The sequence below is a fragment of the Pseudonocardia sp. DxW genome (assembly GCF_058448985.1).
The window spans coordinates 274121-293936 of record NZ_JBZFLK010000003.1 but is presented as its reverse complement, the minus strand read 5'-3'; the positions used below and the strand labels follow the sequence as shown (position 1 = coordinate 293936).

General features: G+C 72.8%; 19 protein-coding genes and 1 tRNA gene. 11 read left to right on the top strand and 9 right to left on the bottom strand.

What is annotated here, in order from left to right:
• Window positions 1-54 precede the first annotated feature (54 nt).
• Genes nuoL through ACVJO7_RS06550 form a run of 4 tightly spaced genes read left to right on the top strand, consistent with a single transcriptional unit; the run spans window position 55 to window position 6256 of the window.
• Window positions 55-1950: an NADH-quinone oxidoreductase subunit L gene (gene nuoL, locus ACVJO7_RS06565; RefSeq protein ID WP_344027158.1), complete on the top strand. Its 1896-nt coding sequence runs from the start codon at window positions 55-57 to the stop codon at window positions 1948-1950.
• Window positions 1950-3602, top strand: coding sequence for an NADH-quinone oxidoreductase subunit M (locus ACVJO7_RS06560; protein WP_491672117.1), 1653 nt, complete (start codon window positions 1950-1952; stop codon window positions 3600-3602). Before nuoL ends, ACVJO7_RS06560 begins: the two co-directional genes overlap by 1 nt.
• Window positions 3599-5230, top strand: a complete 1632-nt coding sequence (nuoN, locus tag ACVJO7_RS06555) for an NADH-quinone oxidoreductase subunit NuoN (RefSeq protein WP_491672116.1) — start codon at window positions 3599-3601, stop codon at window positions 5228-5230. The genes ACVJO7_RS06560 and nuoN overlap by 4 nt, the downstream gene beginning before the upstream one ends.
• 48 nt (window positions 5231-5278) lie before the next feature.
• Window positions 5279-6256: a polyprenyl synthetase family protein gene (locus ACVJO7_RS06550; RefSeq protein WP_344027160.1), complete on the top strand. Its 978-nt coding sequence runs from the start codon at window positions 5279-5281 to the stop codon at window positions 6254-6256.
• Here the strand turns inward: ACVJO7_RS06550 and rarD are convergent.
• Window positions 6232-7164, bottom strand: coding sequence for an EamA family transporter RarD (gene rarD / locus ACVJO7_RS06545; RefSeq protein WP_344027140.1), 933 nt, complete (start codon window positions 7162-7164; stop codon window positions 6232-6234). The two genes, ACVJO7_RS06550 and rarD, sit on opposite strands and share 25 nt — an antisense overlap.
• Before the next feature lie 139 nt (window positions 7165-7303).
• Between rarD and ACVJO7_RS06540 the strand changes: the two genes are divergently transcribed.
• A complete protein-coding gene (locus tag ACVJO7_RS06540) occupies window positions 7304-8095 on the top strand; it encodes a sunset domain-containing protein (RefSeq protein WP_491672115.1) in 792 nt (263 codons plus the stop codon).
• Here ACVJO7_RS06540 and ACVJO7_RS06535 read toward each other — a convergent pair whose 3' ends face one another.
• The 3 genes from ACVJO7_RS06535 to ACVJO7_RS06525 all read right to left on the bottom strand — a co-directional run bounded on the left by ACVJO7_RS06535 (window position 8096) and on the right by ACVJO7_RS06525 (window position 11995).
• Window positions 8096-9163 (bottom strand): 2-oxoacid:ferredoxin oxidoreductase subunit beta, encoded by a 1068-nt coding sequence (locus tag ACVJO7_RS06535; protein WP_491672114.1) that lies wholly within the window; start codon window positions 9161-9163, stop codon window positions 8096-8098. It abuts the gene before it with no gap.
• Window positions 9160-11070 carry a 2-oxoacid:acceptor oxidoreductase subunit alpha gene (locus ACVJO7_RS06530; RefSeq protein WP_491672113.1) on the bottom strand — a complete coding sequence of 637 codons (1911 nt, stop codon included), beginning with the start codon at window positions 11068-11070 and terminating at the stop codon, window positions 9160-9162. The genes ACVJO7_RS06535 and ACVJO7_RS06530 overlap by 4 nt, the downstream gene beginning before the upstream one ends.
• Before the next feature lie 127 nt (window positions 11071-11197).
• Window positions 11198-11995 (bottom strand): enoyl-CoA hydratase, encoded by a 798-nt coding sequence (locus tag ACVJO7_RS06525; protein WP_491672112.1) that lies wholly within the window; start codon window positions 11993-11995, stop codon window positions 11198-11200.
• 147 nt (window positions 11996-12142) lie between these two features.
• Between ACVJO7_RS06525 and htpX the strand changes: the two genes are divergently transcribed.
• The 3 genes from htpX to ACVJO7_RS06510 all read left to right on the top strand — a co-directional run bounded on the left by htpX (window position 12143) and on the right by ACVJO7_RS06510 (window position 15222).
• Window positions 12143-13000, top strand: coding sequence for a zinc metalloprotease HtpX (gene htpX, locus ACVJO7_RS06520; RefSeq protein WP_491672217.1), 858 nt, complete (start codon window positions 12143-12145; stop codon window positions 12998-13000).
• Window positions 13001-13099: 99 nt separating this feature from the next.
• The gene (locus ACVJO7_RS06515) at window positions 13100-13717 is read left to right on the top strand and encodes a hypothetical protein (protein WP_491672111.1); all 618 of its coding nucleotides are present in this window, start codon (window positions 13100-13102) and stop codon (window positions 13715-13717) included.
• Window positions 13718-13737: 20 nt separating this feature from the next.
• On the top strand, window positions 13738-15222 hold the full coding sequence (locus ACVJO7_RS06510) for an amidase (protein WP_491672110.1): 1485 nt from the start codon (window positions 13738-13740) through the stop codon (window positions 15220-15222).
• Here the strand turns inward: ACVJO7_RS06510 and ACVJO7_RS06505 are convergent, their stop codons facing one another.
• Complete coding sequence (locus ACVJO7_RS06505; RefSeq protein WP_491672109.1) at window positions 15223-15771, bottom strand: TetR/AcrR family transcriptional regulator; 549 nt, start codon at window positions 15769-15771, stop codon at window positions 15223-15225. It abuts the gene before it with no gap.
• Between the two features lie 99 nt (window positions 15772-15870).
• Here ACVJO7_RS06505 and ACVJO7_RS06500 point away from each other — a divergent pair, with 99 nt between their 5' ends.
• Window positions 15871-16614 carry a CPBP family glutamic-type intramembrane protease gene (locus tag ACVJO7_RS06500; RefSeq protein ID WP_491672108.1) on the top strand — a complete coding sequence of 248 codons (744 nt, stop codon included), beginning with the start codon at window positions 15871-15873 and terminating at the stop codon, window positions 16612-16614.
• 42 nt (window positions 16615-16656) lie between these two features.
• On the opposite strand, the gene ACVJO7_RS06495 is transcribed toward ACVJO7_RS06500, so the two are convergent.
• Both ACVJO7_RS06495 and ACVJO7_RS06490 read right to left on the bottom strand, forming a co-directional pair.
• A complete protein-coding gene (locus ACVJO7_RS06495) occupies window positions 16657-17145 on the bottom strand; it encodes an OsmC family protein (RefSeq protein ID WP_491672107.1) in 489 nt (162 codons plus the stop codon).
• A 117-nt stretch (window positions 17146-17262) separates the two neighbouring features.
• Window positions 17263-17370: a putative leader peptide gene (locus ACVJO7_RS06490; protein ID WP_491672106.1), complete on the bottom strand. Its 108-nt coding sequence runs from the start codon at window positions 17368-17370 to the stop codon at window positions 17263-17265.
• Between the two features lie 353 nt (window positions 17371-17723).
• Between ACVJO7_RS06490 and ACVJO7_RS06485 the strand changes: the two genes are divergently transcribed.
• Window positions 17724-18650 carry a helix-turn-helix domain-containing protein gene (locus ACVJO7_RS06485; protein ID WP_491672105.1) on the top strand — a complete coding sequence of 309 codons (927 nt, stop codon included), beginning with the start codon at window positions 17724-17726 and terminating at the stop codon, window positions 18648-18650.
• A 25-nt stretch (window positions 18651-18675) separates the two neighbouring features.
• Here ACVJO7_RS06485 and ACVJO7_RS06480 read toward each other — a convergent pair whose 3' ends face one another.
• Window positions 18676-19167 (bottom strand): YajQ family cyclic di-GMP-binding protein, encoded by a 492-nt coding sequence (locus ACVJO7_RS06480; protein ID WP_491672104.1) that lies wholly within the window; start codon window positions 19165-19167, stop codon window positions 18676-18678.
• Between the two features lie 96 nt (window positions 19168-19263).
• Between ACVJO7_RS06480 and ACVJO7_RS06475 the strand changes: the two genes are divergently transcribed.
• Window positions 19264-19345, top strand: a tRNA-Tyr gene (locus tag ACVJO7_RS06475).
• Window positions 19346-19444: 99 nt separating this feature from the next.
• Here ACVJO7_RS06475 and ACVJO7_RS06470 read toward each other — a convergent pair.
• Window positions 19445-19699 (bottom strand): hypothetical protein, encoded by a 255-nt coding sequence (locus ACVJO7_RS06470; protein ID WP_491672103.1) that lies wholly within the window; start codon window positions 19697-19699, stop codon window positions 19445-19447.
• Between the last annotated feature and the right edge of the window lie 117 nt (window positions 19700-19816).

Sequence of the window (19816 nt, the reverse complement as noted above, 5' to 3'; positions counted from 1 at the left end):
GCACAGGCCACTGCGGTAGCGCAGGGTGCGGCGCCGGCGACCGGCGCCGCGTCGCTGGCCTGGTTGCTGATCGCGCTCCCCGCCGCCGGTGCGCTCGTCCTGTTCCTGGCGGGCCGCCGGGCCGACGCCTGGGGCCACTGGCTCGGCGTCGCGACCGTGGTCGGCTCGTTCGCCGTCGGTCTCGCGATCTTCGTGCAGACGCTCGGCCTCGCCCCGGACGAGCGGCTGCGCGAGCAGTCGCTCTGGTCCTGGATGGAGTCCAGCGCGCTCAGCGTCGACTTCGGACTCCGGCTCGATCCGCTGTCGATCACGTTCGTCCTGCTGATCACCGGTGTCGGTGCGCTCATCCACCTCTACTCGGTGGGCTACATGAGCCACGACCCGAACCGGCGCCGGTTCTTCGCCCAGCTGAACCTGTTCGTCGCGGCGATGCTGGTGCTGGTCCTGGGCAACAACTTCGTGATGCTCTACCTCGGCTGGGAGGGCGTCGGCCTGGCGTCCTACCTGCTGATCGGGTTCTTCCAGGACCGGCCGGCCGCGGCGACCGCGGCGAAGAAGGCCTTCATCATGAACCGGGTCGGCGACGTCGGCCTGGCCATCGCGATCTTCCTGATCTGGCTCGAGCTCGGCACGCTGCAGTACTCCGACGTCTTCGCCCGGATCGGCGAGGTCCCCGGCGGCACCGTCCTGGCGATCACGCTGCTGCTCCTGCTCGGCGCCTGCGGCAAGTCCGGCCAGTTCCCGCTGCAGGCGTGGCTGCCGGACGCGATGGAGGGCCCGACGCCGGTGTCGGCGCTGATCCACGCGGCGACCATGGTCACCGCGGGCGTCTACCTGATCGCCCGGTCCGCGCCGATCTACAACCTGTCCGAGACCGGACGGCTGGTGGTCTGCCTGATCGGCGTGGTGACGCTGATGATCGGCGCGATCATCGGCTGCGCCTACGACGACATCAAGAAGGTGCTGGCCTACTCCACGGTCAGCCAGATCGGCTACATGGTGCTGGCCGTCGGGCTCGGCCCGGCCGGCTACGCGCTGGGCATCCTGCACCTGCTCACGCACGGCTTCTTCAAGGCCGGGCTGTTCCTCGGCGCCGGATCGGTCATGCACGCCATGAACGACGACGTCGACATGCGCCGATTCGGCGGGCTGTGGCGGAAGATGCCGGTCACCTTCGTGACGTTCGGCCTCGGCTACCTGGCGCTGATCGGCTTCCCGTTCCTGTCCGGCTACTTCTCCAAGGACGCGATCATCGAGGCCGCGTTCGCCCAGGAGGGCTGGCAGGGCTGGGCGTTCGGCGGCCTGGCGACCCTGGCCGCCGGCCTGACCGGCTTCTACATGACGCGGCTGATGCTGATGACCTTCTTCGGCGAGAGCCGCTGGAAGGAGATCCGCTCCACCGACGGCCGGGAGTACCACCCGCACGAGTCGCCCGCCTCGATGACGGCGCCGATGATCGTGCTGGCGTTCGGCTCGGTGTTCGCCGGGTTCCTGCTCTACCCGGTGCTGCCGGGCTGGCTGGCCCCGTCGGTCGGCGAGCGGGTGGCCGCCGAGGGCGGTCCGCTGCCGCACGCGGTGATCCCGTTCCTGGTGGTCGGCGTCTCGCTGCTCGGCGTGCTGCTGGCCTACCTGTTCGTGGGCCGCCGCCCGGTCCCGGTCGAGCGCCCGCAGCGGGTCTCGCCGGTGGTCGCCGCGGCCCGCGCCGATCTCGGCGCGAACGCCTTCAACGAGGCGTTCCTGGAGCGGCCCGGCATCTGGCTCACCCGGGTGCTGGTCTTCTTCGACAACCGGGGGATCGATGGCCTGGTCAACGGCACGGCCGCCGCGTTCGGCGGCGGCTCCGGCAGGCTCCGCCGGACCCAGACCGGCTTCGTCCGGTCCTATGCACTCTCGATGCTCGGCGGCGGGGTCCTCATCGTCGCCGCGATGCTGGCGGTGAGGTTCGCCTGATGATCGTCCCCGTAGACCCCATCGTCCCGGGCAGCGGCGGGAACCCGCTCCTGATCGTCCTGCTCCTGGTACCGCTGGTCGGCGCCGTGGCGCTGTACCCGGCGCGCCGCAACGCGCCGGCGGCCAAGGCGATCGCGATGGCGACCGCGCTGGTCGAGCTGGCGCTCGTGGTCGTGGCGTGGTCGCTGTACTCCGTCCCGTCGGCGCAGGCCGGCACCCGGTTCCAGTTCGAGTTCTCGATGCCCTGGATCCCGGCCTTCGGCACGCACATCGCGTTCGGGGTGGACGGCATCTCGCTGGCGCTGATCGCGCTCACCGCCTTCCTGGTGCCGATCCTGCTGCTGTTCGCCTGGTCGGAGAAGCTGCCCGAGGGCCGCTCGGTGGCCGGCTACTTCGGGCTGCTGCTCGCCACCCAGGCGACGCTGGTCGGGGTGTTCGCGGCGACCGACGTGTTCCTGTTCTACGTGTTCTTCGAGGCCATGCTGGTCCCGATGTACTTCCTGATCGGGCGCTTCGGCGGCCCGCGCCGGCAGTACGCGGCGGTCAAGTTCTTCCTGTACTCGCTGCTCGGCGGGCTGATCATGCTGGCGTCGCTGATCGGGCTGTACGTGACGAGCGCCGAGCAGCTCGGCCGGGGCACGTTCACCTGGGCCGACCTACAGGCGATCGCCGCCGACACCCCGACGTCGGTGCAGATCTGGCTGTTCCTCGGCTTCTTCGTCGCATTCGCGATCAAGGCCCCGCTGGTGCCGTTCCACACCTGGCTGCCCGACGCCGGCGCCGAGGCGCCGATCGTCGCCGCGGTGCTGCTGGTCGGCGTGCTCGACAAGGTCGGCACCTACGGCTTCCTGCGCTACCTGCTGCCGCTGTTCCCGCAGGCCAGCCAGGTGCTGGCGCCGCTGGTGCTGGTGCTCGCCGTGGCCGGCGTCATCTACGCCGCGCTGCTCGCCGTCGGGCAGACCGACATGGGCCGGTTCGTCGCCTACACCTCGGTGGCGCACTTCGGGTTCATCGCGCTCGGGGTGTTCGCGTTCTCCAGCCAGGCGTTCGCCGGCGCCACCCTCTACATGGTCAACCACGGCCTCTCCACCGGGATGCTGTTCCTGATGGTCGGCATGCTGATCGCCCGCGGCGGGTCCCGGCTGATCGCCGACTACGGCGGCGTCGCGAAGCTCGCCCCGGTGATGGCCGGCTGCCTGCTGCTGGCCGGGATGAGCTCGCTGGCGCTGCCCGGGACGAACTCGTTCGTCTCCGAGTTCCTGGTGCTGATCGGCTCGTTCCCGACCCGGCCGGTGTTCACGATCATCGCGACGGTCGGCATCATCTTCGCCGCGCTGTACGTGCTCTGGTTCTACCAGCGCACGATGCAGGGCCCGGTGCGCGGCACCGCGGTGATCGGCGCGCTGGAGCGGGCCGGCGCCGGCGGCCCCGGCACCATGCTGGACCCGGGCGTCGCCGCGGACCGGAAGTCGTCCGGCTTCCCCGACCTGGGCCGTCGTGAGATCGGCCTGCTCGCGCCGCTGATCGTGGTGATCGTGGTGCTCGGCTTCTACCCGGCCCCGGTGCTCGACGTGATCAACCCGTCGGTGACGGCGACCATGGCCGAGCTCGGCCTGCCCGACCCGGTGCCCGCTGGAGGGATCGTCCGATGAGTTCCGTCGCCCAGGCAGTCTCCCAGGTGCCGACCACGATCGAGATGCCGCCGATCGACTGGGCAGCGTCCGCGCCGCTGTGGATCGTGTTCGCCGGGGCCTGCGTCTCGGTGCTGCTGGAGGCGTTCCTGCCGCGGCACCAGCGCTGGCCGGTGCAGGTCGTCGCGACCGGGCTGACCCTGCTCGCGGCGCTGGTCGCGCTCGCCGGGTACGCGCTGTCCGGCCCGGAGCCGGTGCTGACGTTCGGCCACGCGCTGGCGGTGGACGCACCCGCGCTGTTCCTCTGGGGCACGCTGATCGTGCTGACCATCCCCAGCCTGCTGCTGCTCGCGGACCGCTCGGTCGAACCCGGCGGGGTGTTCGTCGCCTCCGCCGCGGAGCGGGCCGCGGCCCGCACCGGTGGCTCCGGATCGGTGCCCGCGGGCGGCGGCCCCGCCGGGGAGCACGTCGACCGCTCCTACGGCACGCCGGACCAGACGCCGACGATGCAGACCGAGCCGTTCCCGTTCGTGCTGTTCGCGCTCGGCGGGATGATGGCGTTCGTCGCGGCGAACGACCTGCTGACGATGTTCATCGCGCTCGAGGTGCTGTCGCTGCCGCTGTACCTGCTCTGCGGCCTCGCCCGCCGCCGCCGGCTGCTCTCCCAGGAGGCGGCCGTCAAGTACTTCCTGCTGGGCGCGTTCGGCTCGGCGTTCTTCCTGTACGGGATCGCGCTGCTCTACGGCTACGCGGGCTCGGTGCGGCTCTCCGAGATCTCCGAGTCCGCCGCGGGCTCGCTCGCCTCGGACACGCTGCTGTTCGCCGGCCTCGCGCTGCTGCTGGTCGGACTGCTGTTCAAGGGCTCGGTGGCGCCGTTCCACACCTGGACGCCGGACGTCTACCAGGGCGCCCCGACGCCGGTCACCGCCTTCATGGCGGCCTGCACCAAGGTCGCCGCGTTCGGCGCGATCGCCCGGGTGCTCTACGTCGCGTTCGGTTCCACCGTGTGGGAGTGGCGGCCGGTGCTGTGGGCGGTCGCGATCATCTCGATGGTCGTCGGCGCCGTGCTCGGCCTCACCCAGACCGACGTGAAGCGGATGATCGCCTACTCGTCGATCGCGCACGCCGGGTTCCTGATGCTCGGCGCGATGGCGATCACCCCGGACGGCACCGCCGGCCTGCTGTTCTACCTGGTGGCCTACGGCTTCACCACGATCGCCGTGTTCGGCGTCGTCTCGCTGGTCCGCGGGCCGGACGGCGAGGCGGGCCACCTGTCGGCGTGGGCCGGGCTGGCGAAGCGGTCCCCGCTCGCCGCGGGGGTCATGACCTTCCTCCTGCTCGCGCTCGCCGGGATCCCGCTGACCAGCGGGTTCACCGCCAAGTTCGCGCTGTTCTCGGCGGCCGCCGCGGATGGCATGGTGCCGCTGGTGGTGATCGCGCTGATCGCCTCGGCGGTGGCCGCGTTCTTCTACCTGCGGGTGGTCGTGCTGATGTGGTTCAGCGAGCCCGCCGACGACGGCCCGACGGTCGTCGTCCCGGGCGCGTTCACCACGGTCGCCATCACGCTGGGCACCCTGGCGACGCTCGTTCTCGGGATTCTTCCCACACCCGTCCTCGAATGGGCCGCCAGCGGCGCGTTCATCGGCTGACGTTCGTACGCTGTGGGGGTGGAGACACAGAGTGTGGCCGGGGTCCGGATGGCCGATCCGATCCTGGCCGAGGCCACGGCCGACGGGCTGAAGCGGGTCGAGGACCTGCTGCACCGCGAGGTGCACAGCGACTATGAGTTCGTCACCGAGACCTCGTTGCACCTGATCGAGGCGGGCGGCAAGCGGTTCCGGCCGCTGTTCACCCTGCTCGCGGCCCAGGTCGGGCCGCATCCGGAGCGCGACGAGGTGATCACGGCGGCGGCGGTGGTGGAGCTCATCCACCTGGCGACGCTGTACCACGACGACGTGATGGACGAGGCCGCGATGCGCCGCGGCGCGGAGTCGGCCAACTCCCGCTGGGACAACTCGGTCGCGATCCTCACCGGGGACTTCCTGTTCGCGCACGCGTCGCGGCTGGTCGCCGATCTCGGCCCGGACGCGGTCCGGATCATCGCCGAGACGTTCGCCCAGCTGGTGACCGGGCAGATGCGGGAGACCCGCGGCCCCAAGGCGTCCGACGACCCGGTCGCGCACTACCTGCGGGTGGTGGGGGAGAAGACCGGGTCGCTGATCGCCACCTCCGGCCGGTACGGCGGGATGTTCTCGCTGGCCCCCGCCGAGCACGTGGAGGCGCTGCGCCGGTTCGGCGACCTGATCGGCACCGCCTTCCAGATCTCCGACGACATCATCGACATCGCCAGCCCGGCGGACGACTCCGGCAAGACGCCGGGCACCGACCTGCGGGAGGGCGTGCACACGCTGCCGATGCTGTACGCGCTGCGCGACGGTGACGACTCGCCGTCGTCGCGCAGGCTGCGGGAGCTGCTGGCCGCCCCGATCACCGACGACGGCGAGGTCGCCGAGGCGCTGGAGCTGCTGCGCTCCGGGGAGGCGCTGGTGAAGGCGCGGGAGACGGTCGCCGGGTACGCCGACCGGGCCCGCGCCGAGCTGGCCGTGCTGCCCGCCTGCCCGGCGATCGACGCGCTGCGGACGCTGACCGACTACACCGTCGAACGCACCGGCTGAGCGCGGCGGGCCCGCCGCACCAGGTCGACGGTGAACACCACCAGCGCGACCCAGACCAGGGAGAACCCGATCCAGCGGGCCGGTGGCATGTCCTCGCCGACGGCGAGCACGCCCCACAGGAACTGCAGGGTCGGGTTGATGTAGAGCAGCACGCCCAGCGTGCTCAGCGGGATCCGGCGCGCGGACACGCCGTAGAGCAGCAGCGGCAGCGCCGTCGCCGGGCCCGCGGACAGCATCAGCAGCAGGTGCCACGGGCCGAGATCGAGGAACGTCCCGGCGCCGGAGGTCTCCAACACCAGCAGGTACACCGCGGCCGGGAGCACGAGGACCAGGCCCTCGGCGGTGAGGCCGGCCGCCGCCGGTACCGGCACCGTCGCCTTCAGCAGGCCGTAGATCCCGAACGAGCAGGCCAGCGCCATCGACAGCCAGGGCGGGCTGCCTGCCCCGATCCCGATGACCAGCACGGCGACGGCGGCCAGCGCCAGCGCCACCCACTGCGCGACCCGCAACCGCTCCCGCAGCACGACGACGCCGAGTAGTACCCCGACCAGCGGCGTCATGTAGTAGCCCAGCGCGATCTCGACGACCCGGCCGACCGACACGCCCCAGATGAACAGGCCCCAGTTCACCGAGATGAGCACCGCGGCGGCGCAGATCGCGAGCCGGCCGCGGTGGCCGAGCCCCTTCAGGTGCCGCCATCCGCGCAGCGCGGTGAGCACGGCGGCCATCAGCACGGTCGTCCACACGATCCGGTGCGCGAGCACCTCGACCGGTGCGGCCGGGTCCAGCAGCGGCCAGAACGCCGGGAACAGCCCCCACAGCACGTACGACCCGACGCCGGCCGCCAGGCCCGTCCGGTCCAGCTCGTCCCGACCGGGGGTGGTTCGTTCGGGCGAATGCGCGGTCATCCGGTTACCGTTCGGTCGCCCATCACAGGCACCATGATCCGGGAAGGGTGCACGGACGCGCGACCGCGGTGACGGCGTGCACGATCCGTGATACCAAGCACTGCGCCCGGGACGCTCCCGGGTGGACGGAGGTCCGGTCATGGGCTGGATGTGGGCACTGCTCGCGATCGTCGTCGTGCTCGCGGTGGTCGGGCTGCTGGTGGTCCGGGCACGCAGCAACGGCGGCCCGGTCCCGGAGGCAGCCGGGTCCCCGCCGGAGCAACCCCCCGGCCCGTTCGACGCCCCGACCCCGACCGGCCCCGACGCCGATCGAGCGTTGCGAGTTGGCGGTTCCGACGACCATCGTGCAACGCTCGACGTGCCGCGGCCCCGTCCCGGGGAGGAGGAGGTCGAACCGGCCGGACGGCACGCGCTGCCCGACGACGTCGAGCCGGAGCCGCTCCCGGAGCCGGTGCTGCCCGAGCAGGCCGGGCCGCCGGAACCGCTGGTGCCGGCCCGCCCGCCCCGGGCCGGCCGGCCGGCCGAGCCGTCCCGACCCGCCCGACCGTCCGAGCCGGCCCAGCCGTCCCAACCGGTCCAGTCGGCCGAGCCGTTCCGGCCCGCCCAGCCGGTCCAGTCGGCCCAGCCGCCGTCCACCGGCGGCTCTGCGTTGGCCGCGCTCGACTCGCGGCTGATCGGGCCGGCGGCGGCCTCGGCGCCGCTGCCCGAGGGCGTCCGGCCGGGCCCCTACCTGGGCTCGGTACTGGCGCCCGAGGACGGCTCGGAGCCGCCCGACACGCACCGGGTCAAGGTGCACAGCGGGTCCCGCCGGTTCCACACGACCGACTCGCCGTACTACGTGCGGACCCGCGCCGACCTCTACTTCGAGAGCGAGTCCGGCGCCCGGGCCGCCGGGTTCATCGCCTGGCACGAGCGGCCCGGGGCGCGCTGACTAGAGGATCGTCCAGGTGTCGCGGCCGTTGAGCAGCGCCTGAAGGTCGGCGTTGCCGGTCTGCTCGGCGTGGTCGACCTGGGCGCGGGCGGCGTCGTCGTAGGTGGTGCGCGGCGCGTTGCGGAAGATGCCGGTGACGGTGTGGTTGAGGTCCTGGTCGGAAAGCCGAGACAGGGCGAAGGCGAGTTCGTGGTCGGCGGCGTCGTGCACCACGATCTGCGGCTCGTCCACGGTGGCGGCTTCGACGACCTTCAACCCGAACCCGTCCTGAACGACGGCGTGGGTGCCCAGGCCGTCGTCGCCGGCGGGGCCGAACCGGATCGGTTCGCCGTGGGTGACCGGCACGACCCGCTGCTCCTTGGTGTCGGGCTTGCGCAGCACGTCGAAGCTGCCGTCGTTGAAGATCGGGCAGTCCTGGAAGATCTCGACCAGCGCCGAACCGCGGTGTGCCGCAGCCGCGGACAGGACCGCGGTGAGGCCCTTGCGGTCGGAGTCCAGCGCCCGGCCGACGAAGCTGGCCTCGGCGCCCAGGGCGAGGGAGATCGGGTTGAACGGGTGGTCGACCGAGCCCATGGGGGTGGACTTGGTGACCTTGCCGACCTCGCTGGTGGGCGAGTACTGGCCCTTGGTCAGGCCGTAGATCCGGTTGTTGAACAGCAGGATCTTGATGTTGACGTTGCGGCGCAGGGCGTGGATCAGGTGGTTGCCGCCGATGGACAGGGCGTCGCCGTCGCCGGTGACGACCCACACGCTCAGGTCGGGCCGGGAGGTGGCCAGGCCGGTGGCGATCGTCGGGGCGCGGCCGTGGATGGAGTGCATCCCGTAGGTGTTGAGGTAGTAGGGGAAGCGGCTCGAGCAGCCGATGCCGGAGACGAACACGGTGTTCTCGCGGCGGATGCCCAGGGTGGGCAGGAACTGGCGGACGGCGGCGAGCACGGCGTAGTCGCCGCAGCCCGGGCACCAGCGGACCTCCTGGTCGGAGGTGTAGTCCTTCGCGGTCTGTGTGGCGTCGGTGGTGGGGACGCCGTCGAGGCCGCCGATCGTGGGGAGACCGAGATCGGTGCTCATGCGTGGGCCTCCAGCCCGGTGAGGTGATCGAGGAACACGTCCTGGAGTTCCTCGGCGCCGAAGGGCAGCCCGGCGACCTTGGTGTAGGACCTGACGTCGACGAGGTGCCGCGCGCGGAGCAGCATCGCGAGCTGGCCGAGGTTCATCTCGGGGCAGAGCACGGTGCGGTAGCCGGACAGGACCTCGCCGAGGTTGGCCGGCATCGGGTTGAGGTGGCGCAGGTGTGTGGTGGCGACCGGGTGGCCGAGCTTGCGCACGCGGCGGGCGGCGGCGTTGATCGGGCCGTAGGTGGAGCCCCAGCCGATCACCAGCACCTCGGCGGTGCCGTCGGGGTCGTCGACGGTGAGATCGGGGACCTCGATACCGTCGATCTTGGCCTGGCGCAGCCGGACCATCCGGTCGTGGTTGTCGGGGTCGTAGGAGATCGAGCCGCGCCCGTCGGCCTTCTCCAGCCCGCCGACGCGGTGCTCGAGCCCGGGGGTGCCCGGGATCGCCCAGGGCCGGGCGAGGGTCTCGGGATCGCGCAGGTAGGGCCAGAACTCGCCGGACCCGTCCGGGGCGTTCGGCTCGGTGGCGAACCCCGGGTCGACGGTGGGCAGCGAGTCGGCGTCGGGGATGCGCCACGGCTCGGAGCCGTTGGCCAGCGCGCCGTCGGAGAGCAGCATCACCGGGGTGCGGTAGCGGACCGCGATCGCGGCGGCCTCGACCGCGGCGGAGAAGCAGTCCCCGGGGGTGGCGGGGGCGATCACCGGCAGCGGGGCCTCGCCGTTGCGGCCGTGCAGGGCCTGGAGCAGGTCGGCCTGCTCGGTCTTGGTGGGCAGCCCGGTCGAGGGGCCGCCACGCTGGACGTCGATCACCAGCAGCGGCAGTTCCAGAGCTACGGCCAGGCCGACGGTCTCGGCCTTGAGCGCGATCCCCGGCCCGGAGGTGGTGGTGACGCCCAGCGCGCCACCGAAGCTGGCGCCCAGGGCGGCGCCGACACCGGAGATCTCGTCCTCGGCCTGGAAGGTGGTCACACCGAACGCCTTGTGCTTGGACAGCTCGTGCAGCACGTCGGAGGCCGGAGTGATCGGGTAGGTGCCCAGGAACACCGGCAGCCCGGTGGTGCGCCCGGCCGCGACGATGCCGTAGGCCAGCGCGACGTTGCCGGTGATCTGGCGGTAGGTGCCCGGATCGAGCCGGGCCGGGGCGACCTCGTAGGTGACCGCGAACGCCTCGGTGGTCTCGCCGTAGGCGTGCCCGGCGCGGAAGGCCAGCACGTTGGCCTCGGCGATGTCGGGGCGCTTGGCGAACTTCTCGCGCAGGAACCGCTCGGTCGACTCCGAGGGCCGGTGATACATCCACGACAGCAACCCGAGCGCGAACATGTTCTTCGCCCGCTCGGCGTCCTTCTTCGACAGCCCGGTCTCGGCCAGCGCACCCCGGGTCAGGGTGGCCATCGCCACGCCGTGCACCGCGTAGGCGGCCAGCGAGTCGTCCTCCAGCGGGTTCGCGTCGTAGCCGACCTTGGTCAGGTTCCGCTTGGTGAACTCGTCGGTGTTGACGATCAGCACCCCGCCCGGGGGCAGATCGGCGATGTTGGCCTTCAACGCGGCCGGGTTCATCGCGACCAGCACATCCGGGCGGTCACCAGGGGTCAGGATGTCGTAGTTCGCGAAGTGCAGCTGGAACGACGACACCCCCGGCAGCGTCCCGGCAGGCGCCCGGATCTCGGCCGGGAAGTTCGGCAGCGTGGACAGGTCGTTGCCGAAGTTCGCCGTCTCCGATGTGAACCGGTCACCGGTCAGCTGCATACCGTCACCGGAGTCACCCGCGAACCGGATCACCACCCGGTCACGCTGCACGACCCGGGGGTCCGCTGCGCCTCCGGACTCAGGTGCCTCGACAGGAGTGTCGCTGGTGGTCATGGGCAGATCGGCCCCCGGTTCCGTCGAAAGTTCGGTGCTAAGTCGAGGTTAACTCGCGAATCGGACCAGCGTCGCGCAGCCCCGGGCGACGTCACAGGCCGGGTCCACTCCGTGGGAGTGACGTCACTCACCGGCTGCTGATCTTCTTCTGCAGGGCGGCGACCCGTTCGGCGAACGCAGCGGAGTGCACGGACTCGGCCTGGGCGCGGACCTCGATGTCCGTGGCGTCGGCGTGCGCGTCCAGTCGGGAGGTGACCCGCATGGTCGCCTTCGTCGTCTCGATCAGGTCCCGCGGGGCGGCCGCGGCCCGGCCGGCCAGCTCGCGGGCCGTGGCCAGCAGCTCGTCGTCGCTGTCGTAGGCGCGCCAGGCCAGGCCGACCCGCTCGGCCTCGCGGGCGTCCAGGACGTCGCCGAACAGGGTCATCGCGGCGGTGCCCTGGGCGCCCAGCGCGCGTTGCGCCATCCAGGTGAACCCGCCGCCGGGGTGCAGCCCGAGCTGCATGAACCGCACGTCGAACCGGGCGGTCGGGCCGGCCAGTCGCACGTCGCAGGCCAGCGCCAGGTTGATGCCGGCCCCGACGGCCGCGCCGTTCACCGCGGCCAGCGTCGGCAGCGGGCAGTTCGCGAGCGCGAGGAAGCCCGAGTAGACGCGCTTGAGCGTCGCCGGGTCGGCCTGCTCCAGCTCGGCCAGGTCGCCGCCGGCGCAGAACGCGGGGGGATCGCCGGTGACCACGATCGCGCCGACCCCAGGTGCCGCCACCGCCTCGTCGACGGCCGCGACGAGCCGGCCGGACAGCTCCAGATTCAGCGCGTTGCGCCGCGCCGGGTTCGAGACGGTGAGCACCGCGACGCCGTCGGTGACGTCGGTGCGGACCTCGATGCCGGTACCCGTGCCGGCTCCTGTGCGGACCTCGCTGTCGCTCATGTCGAGATCATGCACCCGTCGCCGGGCCGTGTGCACCCGTCCCGGATGGTGCTGGATCACATGCCGGGCGGGCCGGGAACGTCGTGACCGGTTCGTCCGTTCCACGAGGTGAACCCCCTGCAGGACCGCACGGAAGGTGAGGGCGGCGTGCACAGCCACATGAACGGCCTGAAGACGGCCGTGCTCCTCGGCGCGATGAGTGCCCTGATCATCGCGATCGGGGGCCTGATCGGAAGTCGCAGCGGCCTGGTGATCGCGCTGGTGGTCGCGCTGGCGATGAACGGCTGGGCCTACTTCAACTCGGCGAAGCTCGCGCTGCGCTCGATGCACGCGCAGCCGATCACCGAGGCCGAGTACCCGCAGCTGTTCCGGATGGTGCGCGAGCTCAGCCAGAAGGCGCGCCAGCCGATGCCGGCGCTCTACATCAGCCCGACCGAGGCGCCGAACGCGTTCGCGACCGGACGCAACCCGCGCAACGCCGCGGTGTGCGTGACGATCGGCCTGATGCAGTTGCTCGACGAGCGCGAGCTGCGGGCCGTGATCGGGCACGAGCTCAGCCACGTCTACAACCGGGACATCCTGATCTCCTCGGTGGCCGGTGCGATGGCGTCGGCCGTGTCGTTCATCGCGAACATGGCCATGTTCGCGTCGATCTTCGGCGGCGGCGACGAGGACCGGCCCAACCCGATCGCGATCATCCTGGTCGCGATGCTCGGCCCGGTCGCCGCGGGCATCGTGCAGATGGCGGTCAGCCGCTCCCGGGAGTACCAGGCCGACGCGTCCGGGGCCGAGCTGACCGGGGACCCGCTGGGGCTCGCCTCGGCGCTGTACAAGCTCAAGTACGGGACGGCCGCCGCGCCGCTCCCGCCGGACCCGCGGCTCACCTCGCAGTCGCACCTGATGATCGCGAACCCGTTCCGCCCCGGCGAGCGGATGGCCCGCTGGTTCTCCACGCACCCGCCGATGGAGGAGCGGATCGCGCGGTTGCAGCGGATGGCCCGCTGACGGCGTCCGGACGTACGCACCGCAGATCGCGGACGCGTAACGGTGCCGGGGGCCCCGGGCGATGTAGGGGTGGCAGAGCTCCCCTGCGGAAGAGGACCGATGAGCGAGACCCCGAGCCGCAAGCCCCGGCACGCGCTGTCCGACACGGGACCGTCCGTGCCGGTGCAGCACGGCCCGTGGGACGGCCCCGGAGCCGGCACCGGAGCCGACGCCACACCGCGGGCGTCCGTCCCCGAACAGGCCGCCGCGCCGGTGGACGGGCCGTACACCGCCGCCGCGCCGGACGGCGCACCGCTGGACGGGCCGCATCCCGCCGCCGTCCCGCAGCCGTCGCCGGCCGGGGACGAGCTGTTCGCGGACCGGGAGGCGCCGTACGCCCCGAACGCCGGGCCCGGTGCTCCGGAGCGCGCGGACCTGCCGGCCGATCCAGGTGACGCGCCCACCCAGGCGCTGCCGGTGATCCCCCGCCCGCGGACCGACGGCGACCCGTCGGTCGCGCGGCTCCCCGAGCCGTTCCGGCCGGGCCCGGTGCAGGGCACCGCGGCCCGCCCTACCGGTGTGCCCGGCCTGCCGGAGCTGCCGTCGAAGGTGCGCCCGGTGCTGCCCGCCGCCCTGGGCGCGGCGACCGCGCTGCTGCTCACGCTCGGCGTCGTGGCCGGGGTGAACGGCGCACCGGACCCGGCGCCCGCGCCGCCCGCCCCGGTGTCGGAGCCGTGAGCGTCTGATTCGATCGCCCCATGGGCATCGGGTGGGACGACTACCGCAGGCACGACGCCGTCGGGCTGGCCGCGCTGGTCGCGGCCGGTGAGGTGAGCGCGGCCGAGCTGCTGGACGCGGCGACCGACCGCGCGGACGCCGTCGAGCCGACGATCAACGCGATCCGGCACCGGATGACCGACGCCGCCCGGGCCCGCGCCCGCGGCCCGCTGTCCGGGCCGTTCGCCGGGGTCTCGTTCCTGGTCAAGGACCTCTCCCAGCACATCGCCGGGGTCCCGACCGGCAGCGGCTCCCGGGCGCTCGCCGGATACCCGCGACCGGAGACGTCGACCGTCGTCCGGCGCTGGACCGACGCCGGGCTGGTGATCTTCGGCCGGACCGCGACGCCCGAGTTCGGCGCCCGCGCGGTGACCGAGCCGGTCGCCGGCGGCCCGACCCGCAACCCGTGGGACCCGGGCCGCACCCCGGGCGGCAGCTCCGGCGGGGCGGCCGCCGCGGTCGCGGCCGGGATCGTGCCGGTGGCCGGGGCGAGCGACGGCGGCGGCTCGATCCGGATCCCGGCCGCCGCCTGCGGGCTGTTCGGGCTCAAGCCCGGCCGCGGCGTCGTCCCGTCCGGCCCGGAGGTCGGCGAGGGCTTCCACGGCGCCGCCGTGCAGGGCGTCGTGTCCCGGACCGTGCGCGACTCGGCGGCGATGCTCGACGTGCTGGCCGGACCCGCCCCGGACGGGCCGTACCGGGTGCAGCCACCGGAGCGCCGCTACGCCGACGCGGTGCGCGACGATCCGGCCCCGCTGCGGATCGGGCTGAGCACCGCGTCCCCGCTGGGCGGCCCGGTGGACCCGGAGGCGGTGGCCGCCGCGACCGGCGCGGCGGAGCTGCTCGGCTCGCTCGGGCACGTCGTCGAGGAGTCCGCCCCGGCCGTCGACGGCCGCAGGCTGGCGACCGACTTCCTCACCACCTGGTTCGGGATGATCGCCTCCCAGGTGGACGGGGCGCGGGCGCTCACCGGCTGCGGCGACGACGCGTTCGAGACCGAGACCCGGGTGATGGCCGCGATCGGGCGGGCCACCACGGCGCCGGAGTACCTCGCCGCGCAGGCCCGCTGGCAGCAGCACACCCGCGCGCTCGCGACCTTCCACGAGCGCTACGACCTGCTGCTCACCCCGACCCTGGCGCGCCCGCCGTGGCCGATCGGCGAGCTGGACCTGGCCGGTCCGGTGAAGCTGGTCGCGCGCGGCCTGCTGACGCTGCGCGTGGGCGGCCTGCTGGGCCGGATGAACCTGGTCGAGGGCCTGGTCGACGCCAACTTCGCCCCGGTGCCCTACACCCAGCTCGCGAACCTCACCGGCCGCCCGGCCGCGACGGTGCCGCTGCACACCACCGCCGGCGGTCTGCCGCTGGGCGTGCAGTTCGTCGGCCGCCCGGGTGCCGAGCCGCAGCTGCTGGCGCTGGCCGCGCAGCTGGAGCGGGCCCGCCCCTGGGCGGACCGGATGCCGATCCTGTAGTCAGTCCGCGACCAGCCGGAGCAGGTCCCGGATCCGGGCGCGCTGCCGCGCCGGATCGGCCGGGGCGTGGTGCAGCAGCCCGTCCACCGCGTGCACGACGGTGCGGGCGCGCTCCTGCGCGTCCGCCGCCGGGCCGGGCCCGCTGCCGGCGGGCAGCCGGGCGAGGTGGAACGCGACCTCGGCCACGCAGTCCGCGCGCAGCCGGTCCACCGCGGCGACCCCGGCGGCGGTCCGGGTCGCGAAGCCGGCGAACAGCGCGTGCAGGTGCGGATGGTCGGCGTGCAGGGCCACCGCTGTGTCGGCGATCCGGAGCACCGCCGCCACCGGCTCCGGCGGGTCGGCGCGCAGCGCGGCGAACTCGGCGTCCAGCGTGCACCGGGCGTGCGCGACGTGCCGGGCGACGAGCGCGTCGAGCAGCGCCTGCTTGTGCGGGAAGTACTGGTACAGCGAGCCGATCGAGACGCCGGCGCGCTCGGCGATCCGGTTCGTCGTCGCCGCGATGCCCTCGCGCCGGAAAACCTGAGCAGCCGCCGTCAAGATGATCTCCACGGTCTCCCGGGACCGGGTCTGACGTGGTGTTCTGCGCACGGCGCCACCCCCGTGTGGACGCGAGTTGTCGGCACCCATCCGACCACGAAGGCTGATCGTGTGACCAGCGTCCTGTTCGTCGACTACCCGCTCCGGCTGCTGCCCGGGCTGATCGTGCTCGCCGCGCTGTTCCTGGCGCTGGGCCGGTCGGCGCCGCTGCTGCGGATCGTCGTGCTGATCCTCGGGTTCGTCCTGGTGCGGGACGCGATGACGCCGCTGGGCATCTGGTCGATCGGCACCACCGGCGGCGCAACCTGGCTGCGGTTCCCGGCCGAGCCGCTGGTGCTGGTGACGCTCGGCGCGATCGGGGTGGGCGGCGCGCTCGCGATCGCGTACGGGCCACCGGACCTGCGTGGGCTCGTCGTGTGGGGTGACCTCGGGCCGCGGGCGCTGCTGACCGCGCTCGGCGCGGCCGCGGTGCTGCTCGTCCCGCTGACGGCGCTGCTGTGGACGGTGCCGCTGGAGCAGCGCGGCGGCGCGGTGGCGGTGACCCTGCTTCCCGCGCTGGCGGTGCTCGCGTTCGGCGGGAACCTGCTGGAGGAGGTGCTGTTCCGCGGCCTGCTGCAGGGCTACCTGGGCGGGCCGCTCGGTTACCCGCCGGCGCGCACGATCCTGCTGTCCGGGCTGTTCTTCGCCGCCGGGCACGTCTTCCTGGCGAGCACGGTCACCGGGCTCGGATGGCCGGTGCTCGTGTTCACCCTGGCCGAGGGGCTGCTGTGCGCCTGGGTGCGGCACCGGCACGGGGTGCTCGCCGCGACGGTGACGCACGGGACGGTGATCCTGGTGCTGGCGTCGGGCTGGTGAGGTGCCGGGCGAACCCGGCCGGAGGGGTCCGCCCGGCGACGCTCAGGAACGCACCAGCGCCTTGTTCGTCCAGTCGGCGGTGACGTCGACCCCGGACCGCACGAACAGCTGGGTCAGCGGGCAGCGGCGGTTGACCTCGGCGACGAAGCGCTCGAAGGCGGCGTCGTCGAGGGCGGTCTCGACCTCGACGGTCAGCTTCAGCGAGGAGAAGTTCGGGTTGCCCTCGGCGCCGAAGACGAGCACCGAGTTGTCGAGCTCCGCCTCGACCCGGCCGTGGAACTCGCCGATCTCGATCTCGATCTCGATCTCCTCGCCGAGCGCGACGATCCGCGCGGTGACCTGGTTGCAGGACACGACGGCGGCCAGCGCGTAGTCCAGCGGGCTGGGGGCGCTGTCCGTCCCGCCGAACGCGGGATGCCCCTCGGCGCGCACGGTGTGCTCGCTGCCGGCGATGGACACCTCCTGCAGGACGCCCCGGCCCTCGCCCTTCAGGTCGAACTCGAGGACGGATCCTCTGTCGTGCAACGGCATGTCTGTCCCCTTGAGGTTGGGGTGTGCAGAGGACGCCGTCGCCGCGCCGGGGATCCCCGGTCGGCGCGCGCCCGCTGTCGCGGAGCCGGCCCCGGGGAGCGTCCGCGTGGCGGGTCGCTAGACGGTGCGACGAGAGCCGGGGACGACGACGGCGGGGGAGCCGGCACAGTGCGCACCCGCGATGCGCTGCAGGTCGATGTGCAGGCGCCGGACAGCGACGAACATCGGCGATGCCACCTCCCTCCCGTCGGTCGAGCCGACGGCACGTCCGGCCGTGACGACCGTCGAGACGGTGAATCAGCAGGTGGGACGGGGTGTCGTCCGGTCCGGACAGGTCGGCTCGTGGGCCAGCGGGATTCCTGCCGGTCGGATGCGTCGCCGGCGTCGCGCAGCTCCGGCTGCGGCACGCCGAGGGCGGACGGCGCGCCCGCCGGGACGAGGCTCCTACGGCCAGGCCGTCCAGCAGCGATTGTGGACCGTCCCGAGGAGCTCACCGGGTGCGGTTCCCGGTCGCGATCACGGCCGGGTTGCGCAAGATTCGTCAACGCCGGGGGCGGGAGTGGTCGTAGGCTCGCGCCGTGCCGCTCTCCGCCGACCTGCTGCGGCTGCTGACCACGGTCAACGGCCGGACGAGGGAGGACGTGTCCCTCGCCGCCGTCGCCGCGCTCGCCCACCGCTCCCGGTTCGACCTGCACCGCCGGTTCCGCGCCGCCGTGGGCGAGACGCCCAGGACGTACACGTCCCGGGTGCGGCTCAGCCGGGCCGCAGCCGAGCTGCTCGGCGGCCGGCAGCCGATCGCCGCGCTGGCGCGGGCGCACGGCTTCGCGGCGCACGAGACGTTCACCCGCGCCTTCACCCGCAGGTTCGGACTCGCACCCCGGCACTACCGGGCCCGCGGGCTGCACCCCGGTGGGCACGCCGTCGCTGCGGTCCATGCAGAGGCGGTGACGCGATCCGCGCCCTGCATCGGGCTGTACCGCGCGACGACCTTTTCGACCGAGCCCCACGACGAGGAGCACCGTCACATGAACAGCACCGTCTCCGTGCGTGAGGAGCAGGCGGTACACGCACTCGTCGTCCGGCGGCGGGTCACCCGGGACGCCATCCCCGCCGCCCTCGCCGAGATCCTGCCGCGGGTGTTCGAGCACGCCCTCGGCAACGGACTGGCGATGAGCGGGCCGCCGTTCACCCGCTACGTCGAGATCGGCATGGGCACGGTCCTCATCGAGGGTGGTGTGCCGCTCGCGGCGCCGCCCACCGGTGACCTGCCGGAGGGCGTCACCGCGGTCACCCTTCCGGCGGGGCCTGCTGCGGTCGCGGTGCACGTGGGCCCCTACGAGACGCTGACCGAGACCTACGGCGTACTCGAGTCGTGGCTGGCCGCGGAGGGGCGCGTGGCGAGCGGGCCGCCGTGGGAGACCTACCTCACCGACCCCGGCGAGAACCCCGATCCGGCGACGTGGCGGACCGAGGTCGTCCAGCCCGTCGGGCCGCCCGCCGGGTGACGCGCGCACGGCCCGGGGCGGTCGGTCAGCGGTAGTTGGTGAACTGCAGGGCGATCCCGAAGTCCTTGGACTTCAGCAGCGCGATGACGCCCTGCAGGTCGTCCTTCTTCTTGCCCGAGACGCGCAGCTGGTCGCCCTGGATCTGCGCCTGCACGCCCTTGAGCTTCTCGTCCCGGATGGCCTTGCTGATCTCCTTGGCCTTGTCCTGCGCGATGCCCTGCAGGATCTTCCCGGAGGCCCGGTACACCTTGCCGGAGATCGCGGGCTCGTCCGCCTCGAACGCCTTCAGCGAGATGCTCCGCTTGATCAGCTTCTCCTTGAAGACCTCGATGCCGGCCCGCAGCCGCTCCTCGGTGTCGGACTCGAACACCACCGACTCCTCGCCCGACCAGGCGACCGTGGTGTTCGTACCACGGAAGTCGAACCGCTGCGACAGCTCCTTCGCGGTCTGGTTCAGGGCGTTGTCGACCTCCTGGCGGTCGACCTTGCTCACGACGTCGAACGACGGGTCGGCCATCTCTGGGTTCCTCCTCGGGGTGGGGCCCCCTCGACGGGGCTCCTCGCGTGGTGTCGTATCCTCGTTCACGCACTGAGAGAGATCGACGTGCACCCCGGCTGGTTGCCCGAGCGGCCAAAGGGAGCGGACTGTAAATCCGTCGGCGTAGCCTTCCCAGGTTCGAATCCTGGACCAGCCACAGCAGGTGAAAGAGACCCCCGACCAGCGGAAACGCTGGAACCGGGAGTCTCTTTCGTTGTCCGGGTGTGTCCGGCTCCGGACGGCTCGTGACGGGTGTTCACGGACCATGCACGGACTGATCTTGGTCGCGGAGGGCGTCCTCCACGCGACGGCGAACCGCGTCGTCCTGACCGGCGATGCACTTGGCGTAGACCCGCAGCAGGACATCCACGCTGTGTCCGGCCCAGGACGCGACCTGCGGGGCGGGGACACCGTCGTTGAGCCAGGTGGACACCGCGGCCTCGCCGGTGTCCCTCGTGTCGAACGCGTGCCGCGTCACCAGGGGCTTCGCGTGCTCGCCGAACCGGTCCATGTCGAGGCCTCACTGTCGAAGCGTCTCGCCAGGCGGGCGACCGTCGAGTTCCGGCGTGTGACGGAGAACCGGCGCGGCACCGGACCTGTGTCACGTCAGGTGGGCCACAGATCGGCC

Coding starts and splice junctions, on each gene's coding strand:
- ACVJO7_RS06480 (WP_491672104.1), bottom strand. CDS start 19,167: ATGGCCGACCCGTCGTTCGACGTCGTGAGCAAGGTCGACCGCCAGGAG.
- ACVJO7_RS06525 (WP_491672112.1), bottom strand. CDS start 11,995: ATGAGCGACAGCGAGGTCCGCACAGGAGCCGGCACGGGTACCGGCATC.
- ACVJO7_RS06490 (WP_491672106.1), bottom strand. CDS start 17,370: ATGTTCGTCGCTGTCCGGCGCCTGCACATCGACCTGCAGCGCATCGCG.
- ACVJO7_RS06470 (WP_491672103.1), bottom strand. CDS start 19,699: ATGGACCGGTTCGGCGAGCACGCGAAGCCCCTGGTGACGCGGCACGCG.
- nuoN (WP_491672116.1), top strand. CDS start 3,599: ATGAGTTCCGTCGCCCAGGCAGTCTCCCAGGTGCCGACCACGATCGAG.
- ACVJO7_RS06515 (WP_491672111.1), top strand. CDS start 13,100: ATGAGCGAGACCCCGAGCCGCAAGCCCCGGCACGCGCTGTCCGACACG.
- ACVJO7_RS06560 (WP_491672117.1), top strand. CDS start 1,950: ATGATCGTCCCCGTAGACCCCATCGTCCCGGGCAGCGGCGGGAACCCG.
- ACVJO7_RS06510 (WP_491672110.1), top strand. CDS start 13,738: ATGGGCATCGGGTGGGACGACTACCGCAGGCACGACGCCGTCGGGCTG.
- ACVJO7_RS06530 (WP_491672113.1), bottom strand. CDS start 11,070: ATGACCACCAGCGACACTCCTGTCGAGGCACCTGAGTCCGGAGGCGCA.
- rarD (WP_344027140.1), bottom strand. CDS start 7,164: ATGACCGCGCATTCGCCCGAACGAACCACCCCCGGTCGGGACGAGCTG.
- ACVJO7_RS06495 (WP_491672107.1), bottom strand. CDS start 17,145: ATGCCGTTGCACGACAGAGGATCCGTCCTCGAGTTCGACCTGAAGGGC.
- ACVJO7_RS06535 (WP_491672114.1), bottom strand. CDS start 9,163: ATGAGCACCGATCTCGGTCTCCCCACGATCGGCGGCCTCGACGGCGTC.
- ACVJO7_RS06540 (WP_491672115.1), top strand. CDS start 7,304: ATGGGCTGGATGTGGGCACTGCTCGCGATCGTCGTCGTGCTCGCGGTG.
- ACVJO7_RS06550 (WP_344027160.1), top strand. CDS start 5,279: ATGGCCGATCCGATCCTGGCCGAGGCCACGGCCGACGGGCTGAAGCGG.